Genomic DNA, 21,529 nt, shown 5'->3' on the forward strand with positions numbered 1-21,529 from the left:
ATAATGTATAAAAAATAATTGATGACGTCATATAGAAGGCTAAAAATATTATTTTATTTATTTGTCAATTTTGACCTTATCTTCTCAAAGCCGAGGATTGAGGCGATAACTATCACGAACCCCATGGCCATATAGAGAAACAGGTCTCCGATCACGGAATAGACAGTCCGGTGATTGAGGGTAAAATCGATATCGCCTGCCAGGTAGCCTTTTTTCAGTATCGGGAACGATTTCCTGATCCTGCCGTAGGGATCGATTAAAACGGTGTACCCCGTGTTCCCGGCCCTGAGGTACCAGATGCCGTTTTCCACTGCCCTGAACAGGGACACCGAGAAATGCTGCATGTGCCCCCTGAAGGTGTCGGTCCAGCCGTCATTGGTTATATTGACGTAGAACTCCGCCCCCAGGTTGCGATAGTTCCGGCAGAGACGAAAAAAGATGCCTTCATAGCAGACCAGGGCGCCGAACTTCCGCCCCATCACGTCAAAGAGAACGGGCTTCTCTCCCGGTACGAAGCTCGAGCCACCGAAGCTCGTCGTGATCCGCTTGACAAAGGGGAGCGCCTTCTCGTAGGGAAACCATTCGCCGAAGGGGACCAGGTGTATCTTGGAATAGGTCTTGACCACCTCGCCGCTGCGGTTTATCAGCACGGCGTTGTTCTGGGGTGCCCGCATCAGATAGCTGTCGGCAAAATCCTCCTTCACGCCTATCTCGCCAGTCAGGAGGGGCGTCTCGTAGGATTGCGCCACGGCCAGGACCTCCTTCTCGAAGTCATTCAGGGTCCCCCGCTCGTAATCGTAGGCGATGGTTTCCAGCGTGGCCGACTCCGACCAGACGATCAGGTCCGGGCGCTCCGATACGGACGCGGCGGTATACCGCTTCAACTCCTCCAGGTAATTATACCTGTTCTCGAACCAGTTCTCCCAGGGCGATATGCACGACTGGATCATGGCCACGCGAAGACCCTTCTTAAGTGGCCGGTCATTGATCGCCATGACAACGGCGCCCCAGACCGTGACCGCGGCAACGAAGAGTGCGACGGCCCCGAGCCGACGGGCCTCCGTCATGGCTAATAATTCCTTGAAAGACATTTTCCTGAAGGCCCAGGAGCGGACGAACTCAGCCGCGCAATAGTTGAAGGCCATGATGACAAAGGTTATGCCCATGATGCCGGTGATCGATGCCATCTGTATGAAGGGCGTCAGGGGATACTGGGTATAGCCCCAGAAGGGAAGGGGATAGGCGATGTAGCCGATCGACTCGATCCAGTCGACCAGGACCCACACGGAGGGATACACGAGGACCCGGAGGGACTCGAAGCGCCGGGAGAGAATCTCGGCCACGGTTATCTTGATCGAGAAAAATACCGTCAGGGCCGGCATGAGAAATCCCACGATGACGGCGTAGCCGCCGGGAGCGGCCGCGCCGAAGTTGCCGATCCATTCGAAGGCGAGGAAGTGTCCCAGGAGGCCGGTGATGAACGACGTCAGGTATATGTCCTTTACGCTCTTATCGCGCACGTACAGGAAGAGGGGCACCATGGCAATCCACGCGAAGAAGGGGAATCCCTTGAGGAACCAGACATCATAGGTGGGGAACGAAAGATACATGAGGATTGCCGTCAGCAGGTAATAGTGACGCCTGGAGAACGCTATGATCTTATTCATCGGATTGCTTCCCTATCATGGTTATGAATTCATCTTCGCCTATCACCGTAACGCCGAGGCTCCGGGCCTTGTCAAGCTTCGAGCCGGGCGATTCACCGGCGACCACGTAATCGGTCCTGGCGCTCACGGACCCCGCCGCCCTGCCGCCGAGTTTCTTGATGATATCCTCGGCCTCCTGGCGGCCGAAGCGCGACAGGGTCCCGGTTACGACAAAGGTCTTGCCGCTCAGGGGGCTTCCCGATTCGGCAGCCGCCTCCTCCTCTTCCACGACGAGGCCCGCGCCGACCATGTCGTCGACCAGGGCCAGGTTCTTTGCGTCATGGAAATAGCCGTACACCGACTCCGCCACGCCGGGCCCCACCTCGTGGATATCCATCAGGTCATCGACGCCCATCTCCCGGAGCCTGCCGAGGCTCCTCACGTGGCCGGCGATCACCGACGCCACGTGGCCGCCGACGTTCCTGATGCCGAGGCTCTGGAGAAAGCGCGACAGGGGCACGCTCCGCCGGGCGTTGATGGAATCGAGGACCTTGTCCGCCAGCTTGTCGCCCATGCGGTCCAGGCCCATCAGGTCGTCCCTGGTTATCTTGTAGAAATCGGCGATGGTATTGAGCCGCCCGGCGTCGTAGAGGCGCTGCACCAGCTCCGGTCCGAAGAACTCGATGTCCATGCCGTCCTTCGAGACGAAGAACTTGAGCGCCTCCATCCGCTTCGATTCGCAGGAGGGATTGACGCAGCGGAGGTAAATGTCCTCCTGCCGCAGCTCCTCGCCGCATGAAGGGCACCGGTCAGGCGGCACGATTGACTGGCCCCGGGCGGCGCCGTCGTGGCGCACCACCTCGATGACCTTGGGGATCACGTCGCCGGCCCTTATGATCCTGACCCTGTCGCCGATGCGCGCGTCCAGGCGCTCCACCTCCTTGAAGTTGTGGAGGGTCGCCCTCTTCACGATGACCCCGCCGATATTGATGGGATGCAGGTTCGCCACCGGGGTGATGATGCCGGTGCGGCCCACCTGGAAGTCGACCGATTCGAGGCCGGTGACCGCCTCCCGGGCTGGGAACTTCCACGCCACGGCCCACCGCGGGGCCTTGCTGGTGACGCCCATGCGGCCGCGGAGGGAGAAATCGTTCGCCTTGATCACGATCCCGTCTATGTCGAAATCGAGGGTATGCCTGTTCTCAAGCCAGTACGCGTAAAATTCCTTTATTTGCTCCACCGTGCCCACCGCCGCCTGGGGGCTCACCGGCAGGCCCAGGCCGGGAAGTCCTTCGAAGAGCGACCGCTGGTCCGGCATCGGCAGGTCTTCGGAGACCCTGCCGACGGCGTAGAACACGGCGTCGAGGCTCCGCTCCGCGGTCACGGCCGGGTCGAGCTGGCGCAGGCTCCCCGACGCTGCATTGCGGGGATTGGCGAAGGCCGGCTCGCCTTTATCCGCGCGGGACGCGTTCAGGCGGTCAAACTCGCCGTGGCGCATGAAGACCTCGCCCCGGACGGAAAGGTATTCCGGCGCGGCGCCCTTAAGGGTGCGGGGCACCGCCCTGATGGTGGCCAGGTTCCGCGTCACATCCTCCCCCACCTCGCCGTTGCCGCGGGTCGACCCCTGTTTGAGCTTTCCCTTTTCGTAGACCACTTCCACCGCGAGACCGTCGTACTTCAATTCCATGGAATAGAGAGGCTCGCCCTCCGCCGCCTTCCGGCACCGGGCGTCAAAATCAGCCAGCTCTTCGCCGGTGAAGATATTGCCCAGGGAAAGCATGGGGGGATCGTGGGGCACCTCGGAAAAAGTCGCCGACGCGTAGCCGCCCACCTTGGCCGCCGGGGAATCGGCGCGCTTCAGGTCGGGGCGCTTCGCCTCGATATCGGCGAGCTCCGCAACGAGGCGGTCATATTCCGCGTCGTCCACCAGGGGCGCGCTCAAATCATAGTAATGACGGTTGTATTCGAGGATAAGATCGCAGAGCTCATTATATCGCTTCGCGATATCGTCTTTTTTCCTGGCCATAAATTGACAGCACCACTTGTTATGATTTCATCTCATCCCGCAATCCGGGCTTAAATCCACGCCTTGACCCTTCGGACCAGCGTCTTCTCCGCCCTGACGCAGGCGAGATATCCTTCATTGATTATCTTTTTCGCGTCGGCAAAATCGAGGGTCTGGACATCGATGACATCCGGCTCGATCAGGACCGTGGGCGAATTATACCTTAGGAGGAGGGCGGTGTTGACATACTCCATGATGTCGACGGATCCGGCCATCACCTCGAAAATATTGGGCATGGTCTTGCTATCCTTCTTCCTGTCGGCGTGGAGCCATGTTTCCAGGGCCTTGAGCCATTTTATGCCGGTGCCCGGGGAGCGCACGTCCAGGGGCCGCCCGTCGCCGACCGGCACGAGCCTTTCCGGTTTGGCCTTCGGCTCACTATCCGCTGCGGGCATCGCAACATAATGCCTGAGGCCCCGTTTTTTCAGCCGCGGGTGAAGGTTCACCGCGATGGTTATGCCCGCGCCCATGCCCCGCACCACGTTGATCGGCAGCGGGTTCGCCACGCCGCCATCCACCAGGATGGTATCGCCGTACCTGACCGGCACAAGTACGCCGGGAATGGATACGCTGGCGCGGAGCGCCTCCAGGAGGTTCCCGGTCCGGAAAATGACCGAGGTACCGCTGACGTAATCCGTGGCCAGCACCGCCAGGGGAGTTTTCAGGTCCTCGATCCTGGCGTCGCGGGGGATATACCGCTCCATGAACCTGACGAAGCCCTTCCCCTCTATGAGACCGGACCGCGGCATCACCGGGTCCATGAATCCCAGGAGCTGGCGCAATGTCATCTTTTCCATGTCTTTTTTGAATTTGTCCAGGCTGCCGATGCCATGGAGGGCGCCGATCACCGCGCCGATGCTGGACCCCGCGATAACGTCAATGGCGATCCCCGTTGACGCGAGGTACTCGATCACGGCAATGTGGGCAAGGCCCTTGGCGCCGCCGCTGCCCAGGGCAAGGCCCACCGTGCGGTTCCGGAAATATTTCAAGGGGTTGATCATGGTTTTCCCGCGTCCTGCAATGAACTGAGCATGGCCCGGTCTCGGCTGGCAGTCAATACTATTTTTGCGGGAAGTTATGAATGAAACGCGATTCGGCAAAGCGCGCGGCGGGTTGGGCTTCCTGTCCCCGCCCGCCGGAAATCAGCCAGGTTATTTAAAATAGGTGTCTGTATCCTTAAGCATCTGTGCCGCATTGACGTGGTACCATGCAGCCCAGGGATACTCAAGCGCGTCGGCCTTGCGCGGGTCTATGGCGATAGCATGATGAAGGTCACCGGAAAACGCCTTGCGGTCTTTGAGCTTCGTCTGATAGTAGCGCGCCCGGCTCGCGTAGAACACGGACATGTGGGGGCCAAGGTCGAAGGCCTTTTTAAAGTATTCTTCCGCCTTTTTCATATCACCGCCCAGGATGCCCGGGCTGACGGTATACATGCAGGCCCAGGCAAAATAGACCCTGCCGCTACCCCACTGCGGATAGATTTTCAGCATATGCTCGAGGGTTGTTTTCGCCCTTCCGATCCAGTAAAAATTGGCCAGCTTCGCGCAGGGGCCAAGGCAGTCGGTCCACCAGTTGCCGACCGCCATGTACCAGAAGTAGAGCGCCCGCATGTTATCTTTTTTTATCACGCGGCACGCGTCCCATACCGGCTCACCCTTGTCAACGAGGGCCTTGAAGTCGGGATCCCCGTACAGGGCCCTCTCGTTATACTGGATCGCCTTCCGATAATTCTCCTTTTTTTCATCCAAGTTGTCGCAGTACGCATATCCCAGCAGGAACTGGTAGCAACCGAGGTCATGAAGCGCCTCCCGGTTCTCCGGATCGGCCTTTAGCACCTCCTCCAGCGCCCTGATCAATTGGCGAAGCTTTTCCCCGGAATCAGCCTCCCCTTCAAGCTTCCCCGCTTTTTCCATCAGGATTTTTACATCACCCTTGACCGCCGCCGCCTTTGCCAGCTTCCAGCCGGGCTCCCATGATATGCATCCTGACAGAAAAGGAAGAAGGATACCGATGAAAATCGCGATGAAAAACCTGTAATATTTCATTTCGCCTCCTTGAATTATTATATTCCCGATATCCGGCATACCCGGAATCATCTTCCCGACGATAGAAACGATTGTCATCCAGACAGGTACAGGATACCTCGGTTCAAGTAGGATAATGGAATAAGCGGGGGGAGGAACGTTCCCGCCGCGGGAAAAGGAACATCCTGGGAAGTAACGGTTCAAAGGGATTAATTAACTATAAGGTAGAAGATTATCCCGGAAAAGTCAATTATTTATAAAACATCCCGCCATGAGCGAAACGAGGTCCTCGGAAATTGACTATTATTTCGACGTCAGAATCCGCACGTTCCTGACGATATCGGCCTCAACCGGCGGTTTTGACATGATGATATAGTTGTCGATATTCTTGAAACGTTCCTCATGAACAATCTGCCTGTTTCCGGTAATAAAAAGTATCGGCACCTTGAATTCGCCGTTGATGCGCTCCGCGGCATAGACGCCGTCCTTCTCGCCCCTCAGGAGCACATCCATGATGATGAGATCAGGCCTGTCCCTCAGGGCGGCGCTGATCGCATCCTCCGCGCTGGACACGATGGCGGTTATGGAATATCCGGCATGTTCCATTATCATTTTCAGCTCGAGGCCGATGATGGCCTCATCCTCGACGATGATCATGGCGTCTTTCATGATGATCCATCCGTAAACGCTATGGTGAATTTCGCGCCCCGCCCGCTTTCGATCGCCAGTGTCCCTCCGATCTGCTCGCTGAGAATCTTTACCAGCTTCAGCCCGAGGGATTCCACTGCTTCGATATCAAAACCCGGGGGAAGTCCCCGGCCGTTGTCGCTGACGATCAGCTCATGGGAGCCCCCCTCCCCGGCCCTCAGGAATATGCCGATCGTTCCCGGGGCCATGCCGGGGAAAGCGTGCTTCAGCGCGTTCGAGACCAGCTCGTTCAATATAAGGCCGCAGGGAATGGCCATATTGATGTCGAGCAGCACATTGTCAATGCCATACTCGAGCGACACGTTGTTACCGACGGCATAGGCACGCATGAGCTCTCCCGCCATCTCCTCGATGTATTCCTTGAAATTTACCCGGGTATAATCCTTGGTCTGGTACAGCTTCTCGTGGACCAGGGCCATTGAAAAGATGCGGTTCCTGCTTTCCCTGAATGCCTCGACAACCTCGCCTTTTCCTTCCAGCTGGTCCGATTGCAGGCCAAGGAGGCTCGTGATGACATTGAGATTGTTTTTCACGCGGTGGTGGATCTCTTTCAGGAGCACGTCCTTTTCCTTCAGATCGGTCCGGGCCTGCTCCTCCGCCCTTTTCCTCTCCGTGATGTCCCTGATAACGGCGATGGAGCCGCCGTAGACCCCTCCGATATTGTTCGGCGACACCTTGGCTGAATACCAGCGCGCCTCCCCGGCGCGATCAGCCGAGAAATCAAACTCGGCCTGGCCGCCCCGCCTGTTGGCGTCGAAGGCCGCGCCGAATTTTTCCGCCATGTCGCCGATCATGACATCGGAAAATATCTTGCCGACAGAATCGCAGCTGAATACACCGTCGCCAACGGAGCCGGGCGCATGGCAGAGCACGAACCTTCCCTCGCCGCTGAACACAAAGACCTGGTCGACCATGGCGGACAGGGTCGTCCGGAACTTTTCCTCGCTTTCACGAAGGGCGTTTACGGCGTTGTTGATCTGGGCTGACTTTTCGCGGAAGCTGTCATACAGGAGAGATATTTCCTCATAGGCGATGAATTGTTTCGGCAGATCCAGGCCCACCCTGTCTATATTCCATGCTCCAAGGTACGCGCTCAGCCTGCCGAGGGGCTGTATCATCTTCACCGACTGCCAGATTACCTTTGAGACGATCACCATGAAGATGACCGCCACGAACACAACTATGGATGCCTGCACCGAACGCACAATATCATATACGTTTTCAAGCGGGGTGAATATGGCGATATAATTGTCCAGTTTGGCGCTGTGCTTCTTCGTATACAGATATTTCTTTCCTGACAATTCCAATTCCTTTTCCGCACGGTCGGGAAGAACGTTCACCTGGTGGGACATGTCGGTGCTTAACAGTATATACCCGTCATTGGTGGCCAGCATAATAATGCTGTTCGCGTACCCGGCCATGCGGGATAGATACTCACGGAACTTCTCCATGCCGATCCGCCCGACGAGGAACCCGTCTCCCCTTTGTGCCGCAATATATACGCTAAGGCCGTCATTTTCAGGGGACCGGTACATAGGGGAATGACGCGGCTTTCCGGGACCCAGGCCCATCAGGAAAGGACCGACCTTGCTCTTGCCGAGGTCATAGCCGGCAAATATGTGGCTGTCTTCCTCCTTGGTTATTATCATGGCGATATGCAGTTTATTGTCGCAATAATAGATATCGGAAAAAACCGGGCGGAGCATGCTTGCCCTTTCCCTGTTCGGCATCTCCATGAAATTCGCAAAGGCCATGGTGTTATCATTTAAGAATTTTTCCACCATGATCTCGATGGTTTCTATTGATGTCACATGCCGCGCGATATACCGCTCCTTGATTCCCTTCTGCAGGGTATACAGGAGGAGTAGGGAAAAGAAGAGGGCAACGGCCAGAGTGAGGGCCTCGAGCAGGATGTAGGTGAACCGGATCGAACGCATCCCGCTAAAATTCCTTCGTAATATCGGTGATAAAATAGAGCGGCGCGTTGACATCGCCTTCCTTATCGAATACAATGGTGTTGAACCTGGTTTTGAATTTCTTCCTGTTGATGATATAGCGCCTGATCGAATCCGGGTCCCTGTGACCGGCCGAAACCGCGTCATGCAATATCTCCAGCGCGGTATACACGTTCAGGCTGATATACGTGGGAGAATAGCCGAACCTCTCTTTGAACCTTTTGAAATATTCGTCGATGGGCCCTCCCGGTTTTCTCGGTGGATAATGGGAGGGCATTACCGAATTGTTAACGGCATCGCCCAGGGTATCGAGGAGCGTCGGGGTCTTCATCCACGGCGTAAAGATGATGGGCGCCTTCGGGTTGACGCTCCGTATCGCCTGGGCGATGCTTCCGGACGCCACGTTGTAACCGCCGATCAGGAGATAAGCTATGCCAAACCCCCTATTCCTGATAAGCCTGTTGATGTCATCGATATTGAACTTGCCGATGGATATCTCGATGATGCCGCTGATCTGTTTTTTCAGATGCCGCTTGAAGTGGTCCAGCGCCGGGCCGGTATAGGCGTTATTGTCTGTATCACGGATAATGATGATGCCGTCGCCGGGGAGCCCGTTGATATATTCGGCGATGCTTTTCTGCTCGCTCCCGACGTCCTGTATGTTCCTGATTATATAATCATCCTTGTCTTTCAGGAGGGGAGTCGCCGCGCCGGTTACGAAGGTCAGGACATGGTCTCGTTGTATTAATTTTTCAAGGGCCAGGGCGCAATTGGACGTATGGCTCGTAACAAGAATCCGGATCCCCCTCTTTTCCAATTCTCCGTACGCCTCTACCGCCCTGGCGGGATTCCACCCGTCATCGAGGGGAATGATCTCCATATTATTGACGTTATTGTCATCGAGGAAGAGCTTGGACGCGTTTATCTCGCTGGATCCGACGATGGAGCCGGCCTCAAGCTTGGTCATAACGGCCACTTTAACCCTGGAGGGTCCGCATCCGCAGATCGGCAGCAGTGAAGCAATGGAGAATGTGAACCAGCACAGGACCGGGAGAGCCCGCCGATATTTCATATCCGCCTCCGGCATCCACAAGTTATCACGAATCGCTGCCAATTAAGTTAAGCATTTCGCATGGGGTTGTCAAGTGATAATGGGTAAACAGCGGACCATGCCCTACCTGCAATTTCTCCGTATCCGGTCCTTTGCCGGGCCATAGCCCTTTCGCAGGGCAATTCTGAAATCAACGCAGGCCCCTTTCCTGTCTCCCTTGAGGTTCTTGACAAGGCCCCGGTTGCAGTATCCCATCCCGTTATCCGGGTCCATCTCGATGGCTTTCTGAAAATCGCCCAGGGCGCCGGCGTAATCCTTCTTCTTCGCCCTGCACACGCCCCTGTTGTTGTAGGCTTTATAATAATCCGGCTTCAATGCAATGGCCTTCGTGAAGTCGGCGATGGCGCCCGCGACGTCCCTCAGGGCCTCCCGTGAGACGCCCCTGTTGTAGTAGGAGACATGATACCCGGGCTTGAGTTGTATCGACCTGTTAAAATCAGCCACCGCCCCGCGGTGGTCCTTCAGCTCCTGCTTTGCCAGGCCCCTGTTGTTGTACGCCACGTAATCATCCGGCCTGATCTCGAGGGCCCTGGTAAAAGAGTCAATGGCGCCTTTGAAATCGCCGGCTCTATACCTGTTTACCCCTTCATTCAGGGAATCGGCGGCTCCGATCGGTGCCGGTGAAAGGACCGCCCACAGAAGTCCCATGGCGATAATGAGGCCGATTTTTTTCATGGAGCGTTACCGCGAATCAGAGCGATCGTGCCGGAAGGGCCGTCAGTACCGCCGGCCCCCGCAATCGTTATTTCTTTTTAAAGAATATCTTCGTGTTGGCGGCGCTGGTTATGACCAGCTCCCTGTCGGTGAGCGCCAGGATACGCATCTTCACCGCGTTCTCGCTTCTCACGATCAGATCGCCCTGGACCTGGTAGGTGCCGCTCACTTCAGGCTTCTGCTTGTCCCCCAGCTTCGATTTTTCGCGATAGGTCCCGTCGGCGTTGAAGGTCATCAGCCATTCCGAGAAGACTTTCATGGCGAAGGGCTTCTTGCCGGTCAGATTGGTTTCGGTCTTTTCATAGGACCAGGTGCCGACCAGCTTTTTCGCGTCAAAGGCCCATGCCGGCGCCGACACGACCGCGAACATGAGGATAAAAGCCATCATGGTTAATAAGCGAAACCTTTGCATTTTCCTGCTCTCCTTCTGATATTTTCATACCGCCCCCCAGTGCCGTCATCGATGGTACGGGCCGCGGCTGGGACCTGCTATTATTAATTTATTGCCGCACGATCTTCGGACATTTCACCTTCAGGAACCTGTCAAGCTCGTCATTGTTCTTGAATTTGAAAATGACCTCATCCGAGTCCCTGGGATCACGGATCGAAATGTCGCTGTTTTTTATCGCGCACCTATTCCCGTAGCCGTCAAGAATGACCGAGGGGCTCCAGAGCAGCGTGCTGTTGGTTTCACCGGTGCGCCATCCATAATCGATGATAAGGGATCCTTTCAGGGGCCGTATCTCAACGCCCCCCTTGTTTTTCACCATGCCGTCAAAATGCCCCAGCGGCATCAAGGTCACGGTATAGCCCTCAATCCCGGTAAGCTCCCCTGTTTCAGGAGAAAAATACGCGGTATGACCGCTCGGCAGAAGGGCCTCGACCGTGGATTCGTCCCTGCTGCTGAAGGAAGGGTCCCGGTTTTCCTTGATCGGAAGCAGGTGGTAGGTCCGCGATCCGGTGGCCTTCGACATCCTGTCATAATCATCTGTCCCGATAAAAACCATCACCAGTCCGCTTGCGTAAAAGGAATAGGACCTGTTCCTGTTTGCCAGGGACTTTCTTTTCTGATACGCCTGGTCTGTCGATAAAAACAGTCCCTGCCACTTTGACTTCTGGATCTTCACCTCAAGGTTGTTGAAGGTGGCAAAGGTATTCTCCTGGGCCTCGCTCTTCCGGTCAGGCAGGATAAGGCAGCAGAGTGTTATCAGGAAAGCGGCCGATGCAGCCAGTATTTTTTTCATGGGAACTCCTCCATGTTTGCTGATGCAAAGATTGGCCTTTATTTTCAGCAATTGTCAAGATAAAAAACTGCTACGCTGCAGGCGCCGATAACTATCGGCCATTCACCGATAACTATCGGCCTCCCACCGATAACTATCGGTTGTTTGATACCCGGAACCCCGGGATGGGGATAGCCCGTGACACGGGCCGGACTATTTTAAAAGGGAGGGGGGTGTCAACACGGACACCCCCTCCCTTTTGATCCCACCCCCCGTGCCGCCTCAAGCGCCGGCGGAGGCTTTGGCGCTTAACTCGCCCTCATTCACTCCGCTCCGCTCCGTTCGGTGAGGGCTCAGACAACAAGCGCCTATCAGTGTCCGCCCTGCGGGCGGACGTTTGAGGGCCTCAATGCATCATGGTCTTTTTTACCCTGGCGCCTGGATCATCGGCTGATGAATTCGAAAACAGTAGGAAACGGGGCGAGGGATTTGGATTGAAGCTCAAATCAGCCGGAGGGTGGTACCTGGCGGCAGAAAAGGCCGCCGCCACCGACTCAATACCGGAGCACGCGGTGGTTATCCCAGTCGGTAATATATACCCTATCTGAATAAACAGCTATACCCCAGGGATGGTATAAGCTTGTAGCGGTGGGAGAAGCAGCTCCAGCCCCCTGATTGATGGCAGCGGATGTTAAGCTACCACCCTGGCCATAAACCCCAGTTGCGGTCACACTGGTTCCCCAGTAATGCAGTACACGATTGTTGTTATGATCAGCAATATAGACACCACTCGCATCAAGCGCAACACCTGTCGGGCCATTCAAACCTGTTGCGCTAGTAGAGGATCCGTTCGAGGTAAAATTTGTTCCTGAAGCACCCTGACCATAGACCCGCGTCGCAGTCGTGCTGGTCCCTTCATAATACAGAACCCGATGATTCTGGTAATCAGCGATATATATACCACCTGCATCAACCGCTAATCCGCAAGGATAATACAAACTACTGGCGCTGATGCCGCCTTTATTATCGTTACTGGTTGCGAAATTACCGCCCTGACCATAAACACGGGTCGCCGTCGTGCTAGTTCCAGCATAATATAGAACTCGATTGTTCCCCGCATCAGCGATATAAATCCCAACTCCGTCCGTCGCTATTGCATAAGGAATATATAAACCGCTTTCAGCTAAACTAGGATAATTTAAAGCTTGAGTTGTAAAATCACCTCCCTGGCCATAAACCCGCGTTGCTGTTGTACTGTCCCATTCAAAAAACAGCAAACGGTGGTTATTGGGATCAGTTATATATACATCGCCCGCATAAATCGCTACAGAATATGGGTCACTCATGCTTGCAGCGCTGACGCCGCCGTTATTATTAATAGCAGTTGAGAAACTGCCGCCCTGACCATAGACCAAAGATGCTTCTGTACTATTCCCTGCATAATATAATACTCGATAATTCCGACTGTCAGCTATATAAACACCATGATCATTAATTGCAATGCTTGCCGGCCTAACTAAACTTTTTGCACTTATACCGTCTTTATTGGGGTTTGATGTTGTAAAATCACCCCCCTGCCCGTACACTGCCACCGCGATCGGATTATAGGGCATCCGTGTCGCCTGCTTCACCGAATACCCCATGGCGTTCCGGGCCACTACTATTATGCGATATGTTTTATTCATATCCAGGCCGGCGAAGACAAATCCCCCGGCCGCGGTATCGAGGGAGCCCTGGGTATAGATTCCGGACACTTCATGGCCGGTAACGCTTATTTCGCCGTCAATGCCGCAGTAGACGGCAATGGTCGTGTCAAGGTGCCCGTCAGTGGCCAGGGTCGGCCGCGGAACCAGGATTGAGCCGGAATCCGCTAACGGCCCCAGGTCGTTCAGCGCCGGCGGCGCCAAAAGAATGATCCCCATGTTTTTAAACACGCCGGTGTAGAGGTCGCCGCAGGCCAGGACAGGCCAGATCAGGACCGCCACCAGTAATAATTTCATGAAGGTTTTCATTACACCGCCCCCGCACAAATCGTTAAAACCTGAACCCGATGGCACCGGTCAGGCTTATAAAATCCATGAGACCTTTATTCTCGATAATGCCGCCGTACCGGGCGCCGGCGCGCAGCAGCAGGAATTTCTTTATGATGAAGGTGCAGTCCAGGCCCGCGGCGAACATGGGCTCCACCTGGCTCCTTGTCCGGTAGCGCTGGAACAGCAGCGACTCCACCAGACCTTCCATGAACACGCTCCGGTCAGCCCTGTTCCAGCTCCCGCCCATGGCGATCGACGGGTCCAGGGAGAACCACCGGGTGAGCTGTATCCGGTAGGATATCTTCCCCATGAAGGGGACCATGGCGGTGAAGGTGGACTTGCCGGTCTTGCCTTCCAGGTATGAATATCCCGTCTCAATCCCCAGGCCGAGTCCGTCCAGGAAGAGGTTGTCCACCCCGACGTAGAGGGCCACGCCGTAGCCCGGCTTATAGAGGCGCCCGAAATCGCGCAGGGGCACCACGCACCCTGACCGGGCGGTGAACACGGTGTAGCGCAGAAGGCCGGTGGAAACCGGGTAGCTGTCCTCCGACTCCATGCCCCGCACGTCAATAGAGCGCACCGTGAAGGTCTCTTTCTTTGCCGGCGATAGGTTCTTAACCGCGAAGTCCGTCCTTTCCGTGGCGCCGATGGCCCTGAATCCACCGCCTTCCCTGCGGTACACGCGGTAGCCGGCTATCCTCCTGAATTCGTCCTTTACCTCGCCCCAGGTTATAATGGCCGAGAGCTCCTTTGCGTCCTTCGACAACTCCTTCTTGCAGGTCACGGGGTAAGGATAGGCGGGACGGCTCACGCCGGTATTGAAGGCAATCTCCGCCCCGGAATCCGATTCATCCTTCGTGTTGTCCACGGAGGTCACGATGACGCCGTACTGGGTGCTGTCCCTGAGGCCCTTTATCTGGAACACGCTCTCCGAGGTCCTGCCTACAAGCCGGTACCCCGATGGAATCTTCACCTTCCCGGCCGGTACCGCCTCTTTCGAACCGCCGTCCTTCCCGGGAACATCGAAGGTCTTCAGGTAGACATTGTAATCGCTGATGACGCCGCCGCAGGGGTCCTCCGCCCTCTCCCAGGCCAGGTGCGCGGTATAGACCCGGTCCCGGTCCGAGGCCATCTTCGCTATCCTCACGCCCCCGGGCGGGACCGGCCTCCCCTTTTCCGTCACGATCCTGATCTCGTTGCTCGGGAGGGACTCATAATTGTCCCGGTCCACCGCTGTCACCCTGGCCAGGTATTCCATGTTGCAATTGAGGCCGGTCACCCGGAACCTTGTTCCCAGGCTTGTCCCCGCCTCCCGGTACTGGCCGCCCCTGGGGCTGACGTATATTTTGTATTTTTTCACCGGGTTATAGGGCGGTTTCCAGGCAAGGTCCACGTGCTTCTGGGAGACTCTGCCGTTCAGGCCCGTGGGATTTTTCCGCGCCATGAAGAGCACGTCCTCCCTCCTGATCACGATCTCCTTCGGCGAGGTGATATCGGTCCGCACCGTGTACGCTTCCTGGTCCTCATCCACGATGTAGGCCTCCAGGACCTTGCCGTCGGTCTTGTTGATGTAAACCTTGCCCATGTAGACCCGGGTGAATAGGATGCGGAGCACCGCGCCCCGGGCAAAGACCGTGACGGAGCCGTCACTCTTTTTCACGGTTACGGCCGCCGGCGTCTCGTTCAGGATCTTCCCCTCGATGATGCGTCCGTCTCGGAGAAACACGAATTCCGCCCCGGCCCGGCTGATCCCCGCCAGGAGGACCGCGATGATCGTTATACCGATAACTATCGTTCTTTTCATAGATAATTCCGTCTCAATGCTGATGGAGAGGCCTCGCGGCATCCCGTCATTGCCTTTCAGTACAGGAACGGCAGGATTTCCTGGTAAAAATTTCTGTATTCGCTTTTATAGATATGCTTGTAGCCGCCATATGTCTGGTCCCACACTATAATGGTCTCTCCGCTGTTGTTCATTGCCGCGAATGGTACATTCGCCGATGTTTCTGAAGGGACCTCGGAATCTATGTTTTCAATCAAAAGGTCAGATGGATATTTCCAGGAGCCATTGCGGTACTCGGCTTTGTATATATGATAATTGCTTCCATCATCCTGTCTCCATGCTATAACAGCGTCGTTCCCTCCCATGGCCACAGATGGATTTGTCGCACTTCCATTGTCAGGATCGATGTGATCATCAATGCCAGGCCTGCTCCAGGCGCCGTTGCGATAATCTGCTTTCTGTATATGACTTATGCCGTGTATTGTCCTAGTCCAGGCGACAACTGCATTGCCATTCCGGTCCATGGCTATCTGCGGGCTTAAACCGCCATCTACGCCCGTACCGGCATCGTCAAGTCGATTATCGTCATCACTGGCCGGATGGTCCCAGTTGCTGCCATTGTAGTAACTGTAGAATATTCTATTTAGAGAACCACCCGTCTGCTGTTGCCATGCAACAAGAGCCGATCCGTTATCGCTCATTGCAACTTTAGGAATAAATGCACCATTAAAATCACCGCCGCTGTAACTGATCTTAATGGGACCGGACCATGATGCGCCCCGGTACTCGTTCATGTATGTTTGCAAAGCTGAACCGTCACTCTGTTGCCAGGCGATGACAGCATTGCCCTGTTTGTCAATGGCAACCTGAAGACATGATGCATGGTTGGGACCTGAACTCATTGGTCCAATGGGGGAACCAGGATCCAAAACACCATTATGAATCTCTCTTCTATAAATTTGGTAAATTCCGCCGTTCATTTGAGTAAATACAATATACCCATTGCCGTTAGCGTTCAAGGCTGAGGCGATCTCTTCGGTAGGAGCAGTCGAAATCGTCTCCATGGTACCCCGAACACCGTTATTGAACAACAGCAACCTGGCAAATGTCCCATCATAATCATTTTGCACCCACGCAATAACTGCAGTACCATTATCGCATATGGACACAGTGTGATTATCAATTGGATCGGCTGTTGCACTGTTTAACTTATCATTATCAAAATCACAGGGATGAATCCATCTCCCATTTCGATATTCACTTTTAAAAATGCTGTTATTGCCACTATCAGGCTTCGATAGCCATGTAATGACGGCATTACCGCTGCTATCAACAACAACCATCGGTTTTTCAGAAGTTGGTTTTTTTAATACTGAATCACAATCTATATTATCCGCATCCAGGTTCGCCGGATGTGCCCAACTGAAAGGATATTGTATCAGAAAACTATATCCCCTCTTCACCAACCCCGTGTTCAGATCATCGCACCCTGCCGCCAGCAGCGCCGATATGGCCATCATACCGATAACTATCGGTCTTACTATATTTACATTCATAGCGTCACACTCCCGTTAAAACGTTGCACCAGCCCCGGCGTAAAAGGACATGAAATCCATCAAACCGCTCTTCTCTATGATGCCCCGGTAGTCCGCGCCGAACTCCAGCAGGGCAACATCTTTAAGGGTAAAGGAGCAGTTCACGCCGATAGAGAACATCATCTGCACCGCGCCCTTCTCCTTGACCGGCGGCTTGAGGAACATGACCGCCGGTCCGGCGACCTCCGGCACGTACTTAACACGATCGTATACGCCGCCGAAGGCGGCGCGGGGGCCGATGGAAACCCAATCGGCAAGGGGCACGCGGCACGCGAAGGCGGCCATGAAGGGGACCATCCAGGCCGACTTGACATGGCGGGCCTTCCCAAATAAATAATAGAAACCTGTTTCAGCGCCGATATCAAGCCACCGGGTGAACAGATTTTTTCCGTATACGGCCAGGGAGCCTCCAAAACCGTGCCGGTAGAGTTTCCCGTAGTCGCGGATGGGAAGGATATAGCCCCCCCGCGCCGAGATGATGGCCCCGGGAATCAGGTCCGTGGAGACTACGGCGCTATTCACCGACTCAACGTTCCGATCGTCCACGGAGCGGAGCACGAACCGGTGCTTGTCCAGCGGGTCCAGGTTCTTCAGGTCCCATTCGGTTTTTTTAGTCGCGCCCACCAGGGTATAGCCCTTCGCTCCCCTCCGATAGAGGCGGTAATCGGTGATGGATCCACCGCAGGGGTCCTTTGCCCTGTCCCAGGCGATCCGCGCGTTGAAGGGCTTTTTCTTGTCAGGCCGCGTCACCTTCATGGACACGCTTCCCGGCGGGAGCGGCTCGCCCTTCAGGGTAGTGAAATGGACCTCGTTGCTCGGCAGGGACTCGTAGTTGTCCCGGTCCACCGCTGTCACGTATGTTGAATAGGTGCCGTTGCACGCAAGGCCCGAGACGCGATATCTGGCGAAAAGGGATGTGCCGTCGAGACGGTACTCGCCGCCCCGGGGCCGGATGTACACCTTGTAGTGTTTGACCGGGTTGAAGGGCGCGAGCCAGGCCAGGTCCACGTGGCGCTGGGCGACCTTCTCCTTCAGGGCCGAGGGGTTCTTCCGCGCCATGAATAGCACGTCCTGGCGCCTGATCACCATTTCCTTTGTCGAATTCAGGTCGGTCCGCACCGTGTACGTTTCCCGGTCCTCGTCCACGATAAAGGCCTCCACCACCTTGCCGTCGGTCCGGTGGATGTAGACCTTCCCCATGTACACGTCGGTATAGAGGATGCGGAGCACCGCGCCGCGGCCGAACACGGCCGTGGATCCGTCCCTCTTCTTCACGGTCACGGCGGCGGGCGTCTCGTTCAGTATCTTCCCCTCGACGATGCGTCCGTCGCGGAGAAACACCACTTCGGCGCTGGCCTGGAAAACGGCGGCGCAGGTCATCAGCGCCGCTGCCGTTACGGCAGCGGCCAGTCTGGAATCAATTTTCATGTGAATTTTTTCTTCGATTAACCAACGTATATTTCAATGAATCTCGGCGATGCGAAGGACCCGCGGCCCTATTGCACCCGGGTGTTCCTTATCTTCTTCTCCGGCACGGTAATGACGCCGCCCGTGGTCAGGATCGTATACACCGCGCCGCGCGACAGGATTACGCCGGTCAGCACCCTGCCGTCATAGAGCGTAACGGTGTCGGTGCGGCCGTACTTGGCCTTCATCTCCACCAGGGTCGACTCCGGCATGGCGTCACGGCCCAGGAGCGGCGTCAGGATGTCCCGGATCTCCTTCTCTGTTTTTCCCTCCAGGCCGTAAATGAGCGGAACGGCCGCTATCTTCTCCAGCTCCTTGTCTTCAGCGTCGGATATGGCGCGGATCACCGCCTTGTCAGTGTACACGAAGGCCTTACCCTCGCCCACGGACTCGCGCTGAGCCGTTCCGGTCACGGTCACCTCGACGATGCCTTTCCGCACCGCCACGACCGACTCGCCCGCCCTGGCGGATACGCTGTACTCTGTGCCGCGCACCGAGGCCGTGAGGGTCGCCGTCTTCGCCGAATAGGAATCTCCCTTGGAGAGCTTCTTCACCGCGGAAAGGGCCTTGCCTTCCTTCACAATAAGCTCGCGGTTCTTCGGACTGAGAAGAGTTTTCATCTCCACCGTGGTGCTTTCCATGATGCGGATGACCGTGGAATCGGCAACCTGGAGCAGGATAAAGGCGCCGGGACCGGTGGAGATCACGTCACCGTCGTTGATCTGCATCTTTACGGCCGGCTTCAGGGCCGCCCCGCTGCGGAGCACATCCACCTTACCCATGTAAAAAGTTACCACTGTACGGTCTGAGCTCCTGCTGCATGAAGCAAGGATCCCCACCGTCAATGCGGCGATCACAGCGATGACAAATATGCGTAACGCACGGCCATTTTTCATACAATACCTCTTCACGGCAACAATTGATAAAGATTAATTTGACATTTGGAAAAAATTATTGATTTGAGTCCAGCTTAGATAGGAATGAAGGTAGTGTCAATAAAAATACAATGAGCGACTTCATCCATCCCGACATGACATTGATATACCCGGCACCCTTCCGCCGGGTATTTACAAGCGCCCCTTAAGCCATTTCTTTCAATACATCAATATTGTTAATTCCAATTTTATTTTGAAAATGACCTCAGGGGAACATGCTAATTTTTAATTTTTTCGGGGTTCCCTTTTCTTGAAATTGAAAAGGCTCTTATATATATTATTAATGCCATTATGTCCATATACTAAAAATATGTTGACACTAAAACACCATGCTATAGTTTGACGGACAGATCGCGCGGTGGAGCAGTTGGTAGCTCGTTGGGCTCATAACCCAAAGGTCGCAGGTTCAAATCCTGCCCGCGCTAATAAACGGCGAGGTAGCTCAGCTGGTTAGAGCACGCGGCTCATACCCGCGGCGTAGAGGGTTCGAATCCCTCCCTCGCTAATATTTTTATCGCCCCTGCTTATGGAAAACATAATCACTGCGCTGACATCCAACAAGATACTCCTCGTCATAGCGGTTATCATCAGCATCATCATTGTTCTGTCCGTCGTAAAGAAGCTCGTCAAGGTAGCGGTCGTGCTCCTGGCGCTGCTGATCCTCTACGCGGCATACCTGGTGTACACCGGCCAGAATGTCCCCAAGACAAAGCAGGAAGCGCTGCGCCATATGAACACGAAAATCGATGAAGTGAAAACTGGCGGGCTAAAAAAAATAAGGGACGGCAGATAGGCTAGTCGTCCTCGTCACTTTCCTTCTCGTAAATAATGAAATCCTTCATGTCGATGAGCTTGTTGTCATTATCGACATCGGTGATGATAAGCTGGTATTCACCCGGCGCAAGGTCCTTGATGGTGCCGTACACGACCAATTTGAATTTATCGATCTTCTCGGACCGGGAAAGCACCTCGACCCACACCAGCTCCTTTTTCTGGCACACGATGCCGATGGCGCGCTCGCCGTATTTCTTATTGAACTTGAAGACCCAGTCCACGGCCTCGTCCGACGCGAATTCCGGCGTTCCGCTCAATTGACGATAGGTGTCCTCGCCGAATTTCCTGAAGCCGAAGGTCCCGCCCACGGCGCATGATAGGGCGCAGAGGGCAAGGACCGCCACGAGACCTATGGGGACGAAGCCGCGCATTGTCATCACCACCATCCTTACGTGATTATTCGACCTTGTACTGGTCCTTGTCGAGCTCGATCGCCCCCCGCCTGTCTCTCCTCATCCGGGGGCCCTCCTCGCGGATGTTCTGCCGCGCTCTTTTTTCCTCTTCACGGCCCTTGTTGACGGCCGTCCCGATCCTTACCAGAAACCGCACCAGGCTGAAAAGCGAGTATATGATTATCGCGAAAAAAATAACTTTCAGCAATTGTCCGAAAAACATTAAGCATCACTCCCGACTGAAATCGCCGCGTCAATTCCGGCGTCGGCCATTCGAAACCTACCTGTTTATTATGTCAAGCAGCTCTTTGACGGCCCCGGCCAGGCCCGTGAATATGGACCGCGCGATGATGGAATGGCCGATATTGAGCTCGTCCAGCCCCCGCGCCGCCAGCACCGGCCCCAGGTTGTAGACGTTCAGGCCGTGGCCGGCGTTGACGCCGATGCCGATCTCCGCGGCGCAGTCCGCCGCCCGGTATATCCGGTCCAGCTCGCGCTTCACTTCCATGGGCGGGTTGCCGTAGAGGTCCCCGCCGAAATTGTCCGCCGCCAGGCAGTAGGATCCGGTATGGAGCTCGATGTAGTCGGCGCCCGTTTCCTTCGAGCGGGACACGGCATCCTTTTCGGGCTCGATGAACAGGGACACGATAATGCCGGCGTCATGGAACCTTTTGACAACGGCCTTGATCCGGTCGAAATTCGCCGCGACGTCCAGCCCCCCCTCGGTCGTCACCTCCTCGCGCTTCTCCGGCACCAGGGTGACCTGGTGCGGCCTGACCTTCAGGGCTATGGCGATGATCTCGCCCGAGAGGGCCATCTCCAGGTTGTATTTACCCCTGACGATGTCCTTGAGGGCCGTCACGTCCCGGTCCTGGATATGGCGCCGGTCCTCGCGCAGGTGCACGGTGATGCCGTGGGCGCCGCTCTCCTCGCAGAGGCGCGCCCCTTCAAGGGGATCGGGATAAGCCGTGCCCCGGGCCTCGCGCACCGTGGCTATATGATCGATGTTTACGCAGAGCTTTATCCGTCCCATGGCCGTCCCCG

General features: G+C 55.7%; 19 protein-coding genes and 2 tRNA genes. 3 read left to right on the forward strand and 18 right to left on the reverse strand.

The features are described from left to right. Window positions 1-53: 53 nt before the first annotated feature. The 15 genes from lnt to KA369_09750 form a co-directional block, all read right to left on the reverse strand. Complete coding sequence (lnt, locus tag KA369_09680; protein MBP7736229.1) at window positions 54-1,667, reverse strand: apolipoprotein N-acyltransferase; 1,614 nt, start codon at window positions 1,665-1,667, stop codon at window positions 54-56. Further along, window positions 1,660-3,672, reverse strand: coding sequence for an NAD-dependent DNA ligase LigA (gene ligA, locus KA369_09685; protein MBP7736230.1), 2,013 nt, complete (start codon window positions 3,670-3,672; stop codon window positions 1,660-1,662). The genes lnt and ligA overlap by 8 nt, the downstream gene beginning before the upstream one ends. A gap of 50 nt (window positions 3,673-3,722) precedes the next feature. Further along, window positions 3,723-4,712, reverse strand: a complete 990-nt coding sequence (locus KA369_09690; GenBank protein MBP7736231.1) for a patatin-like phospholipase family protein — start codon at window positions 4,710-4,712, stop codon at window positions 3,723-3,725. A gap of 150 nt (window positions 4,713-4,862) precedes the next feature. After that, window positions 4,863-5,756 carry a hypothetical protein gene (locus KA369_09695; GenBank protein MBP7736232.1) on the reverse strand — a complete coding sequence of 298 codons (894 nt, stop codon included), beginning with the start codon at window positions 5,754-5,756 and terminating at the stop codon, window positions 4,863-4,865. Window positions 5,757-6,038: 282 nt separating this feature from the next. Then, complete coding sequence (locus KA369_09700) at window positions 6,039-6,404, reverse strand: response regulator (GenBank protein MBP7736233.1); 366 nt, start codon at window positions 6,402-6,404, stop codon at window positions 6,039-6,041. Next, window positions 6,401-8,380 (reverse strand): PAS domain S-box protein, encoded by a 1,980-nt coding sequence (locus KA369_09705; GenBank protein MBP7736234.1) that lies wholly within the window; start codon window positions 8,378-8,380, stop codon window positions 6,401-6,403. Before KA369_09705 ends, KA369_09700 begins: the two co-directional genes overlap by 4 nt. 4 nt (window positions 8,381-8,384) lie before the next feature. Next, window positions 8,385-9,470 carry an amino acid ABC transporter substrate-binding protein gene (locus tag KA369_09710; GenBank protein ID MBP7736235.1) on the reverse strand — a complete coding sequence of 362 codons (1,086 nt, stop codon included), beginning with the start codon at window positions 9,468-9,470 and terminating at the stop codon, window positions 8,385-8,387. Window positions 9,471-9,572: 102 nt separating this feature from the next. Next, on the reverse strand, window positions 9,573-10,184 hold the full coding sequence (locus KA369_09715; GenBank protein ID MBP7736236.1) for a tetratricopeptide repeat protein: 612 nt from the start codon (window positions 10,182-10,184) through the stop codon (window positions 9,573-9,575). A 67-nt stretch (window positions 10,185-10,251) separates the two neighbouring features. Further along, window positions 10,252-10,635, reverse strand: coding sequence for a hypothetical protein (locus KA369_09720; GenBank protein MBP7736237.1), 384 nt, complete (start codon window positions 10,633-10,635; stop codon window positions 10,252-10,254). 88 nt (window positions 10,636-10,723) lie between these two features. After that, complete coding sequence (locus KA369_09725) at window positions 10,724-11,467, reverse strand: hypothetical protein (protein MBP7736238.1); 744 nt, start codon at window positions 11,465-11,467, stop codon at window positions 10,724-10,726. A gap of 533 nt (window positions 11,468-12,000) precedes the next feature. Beyond that, the gene (locus tag KA369_09730; protein MBP7736239.1) at window positions 12,001-13,458 is read right to left on the reverse strand and encodes an NHL repeat-containing protein; all 1,458 of its coding nucleotides are present in this window, start codon (window positions 13,456-13,458) and stop codon (window positions 12,001-12,003) included. Window positions 13,459-13,480: 22 nt separating this feature from the next. Beyond that, the gene (locus KA369_09735; protein MBP7736240.1) at window positions 13,481-15,283 is read right to left on the reverse strand and encodes a fibronectin type III domain-containing protein; all 1,803 of its coding nucleotides are present in this window, start codon (window positions 15,281-15,283) and stop codon (window positions 13,481-13,483) included. A 56-nt stretch (window positions 15,284-15,339) separates the two neighbouring features. Beyond that, window positions 15,340-16,818 (reverse strand): hypothetical protein, encoded by a 1,479-nt coding sequence (locus KA369_09740; protein MBP7736241.1) that lies wholly within the window; start codon window positions 16,816-16,818, stop codon window positions 15,340-15,342. Window positions 16,819-16,833: 15 nt separating this feature from the next. Further along, window positions 16,834-18,285 carry a hypothetical protein gene (locus KA369_09745; protein MBP7736242.1) on the reverse strand — a complete coding sequence of 484 codons (1,452 nt, stop codon included), beginning with the start codon at window positions 18,283-18,285 and terminating at the stop codon, window positions 16,834-16,836. 68 nt (window positions 18,286-18,353) lie between these two features. Continuing rightward, window positions 18,354-19,220 (reverse strand): FecR domain-containing protein, encoded by an 867-nt coding sequence (locus KA369_09750; GenBank protein ID MBP7736243.1) that lies wholly within the window; start codon window positions 19,218-19,220, stop codon window positions 18,354-18,356. Between the two features lie 391 nt (window positions 19,221-19,611). Between KA369_09750 and KA369_09755 the strand changes: the two genes are divergently transcribed. The 3 genes from KA369_09755 (at window position 19,612) to KA369_09765 (ending at window position 20,052) form a co-directional block, all read left to right on the forward strand. Further along, window positions 19,612-19,684, forward strand: a tRNA-Met gene (locus KA369_09755). Between the two features lie 6 nt (window positions 19,685-19,690). Next, a tRNA-Met gene (locus KA369_09760) sits at window positions 19,691-19,764 on the forward strand. Window positions 19,765-19,785: 21 nt separating this feature from the next. Continuing rightward, the gene (locus KA369_09765) at window positions 19,786-20,052 is read left to right on the forward strand and encodes a hypothetical protein (GenBank protein ID MBP7736244.1); all 267 of its coding nucleotides are present in this window, start codon (window positions 19,786-19,788) and stop codon (window positions 20,050-20,052) included. A 1-nt stretch (window position 20,053) separates the two neighbouring features. On the opposite strand, the gene KA369_09770 is transcribed toward KA369_09765, so the two are convergent. Genes KA369_09770 through KA369_09780 form a run of 3 tightly spaced genes read right to left on the reverse strand, consistent with a single transcriptional unit; the run spans window position 20,054 to window position 21,518 of the window. Then, window positions 20,054-20,470 carry a hypothetical protein gene (locus KA369_09770; protein ID MBP7736245.1) on the reverse strand — a complete coding sequence of 139 codons (417 nt, stop codon included), beginning with the start codon at window positions 20,468-20,470 and terminating at the stop codon, window positions 20,054-20,056. Between the two features lie 19 nt (window positions 20,471-20,489). Beyond that, entirely contained in the window at window positions 20,490-20,708 is a 219-nt protein-coding gene (locus KA369_09775) for a hypothetical protein (GenBank protein MBP7736246.1), read from the reverse strand. Between the two features lie 57 nt (window positions 20,709-20,765). Further along, entirely contained in the window at window positions 20,766-21,518 is a 753-nt protein-coding gene (locus KA369_09780) for a pyridoxine 5'-phosphate synthase (GenBank protein ID MBP7736247.1), read from the reverse strand. Between the last annotated feature and the right edge of the window lie 11 nt (window positions 21,519-21,529).

Source organism: Spirochaetota bacterium (assembly GCA_017999915.1).
Classification (GTDB): Bacteria; Spirochaetota; UBA4802; order UBA4802; family UBA5550; genus RBG-16-49-21.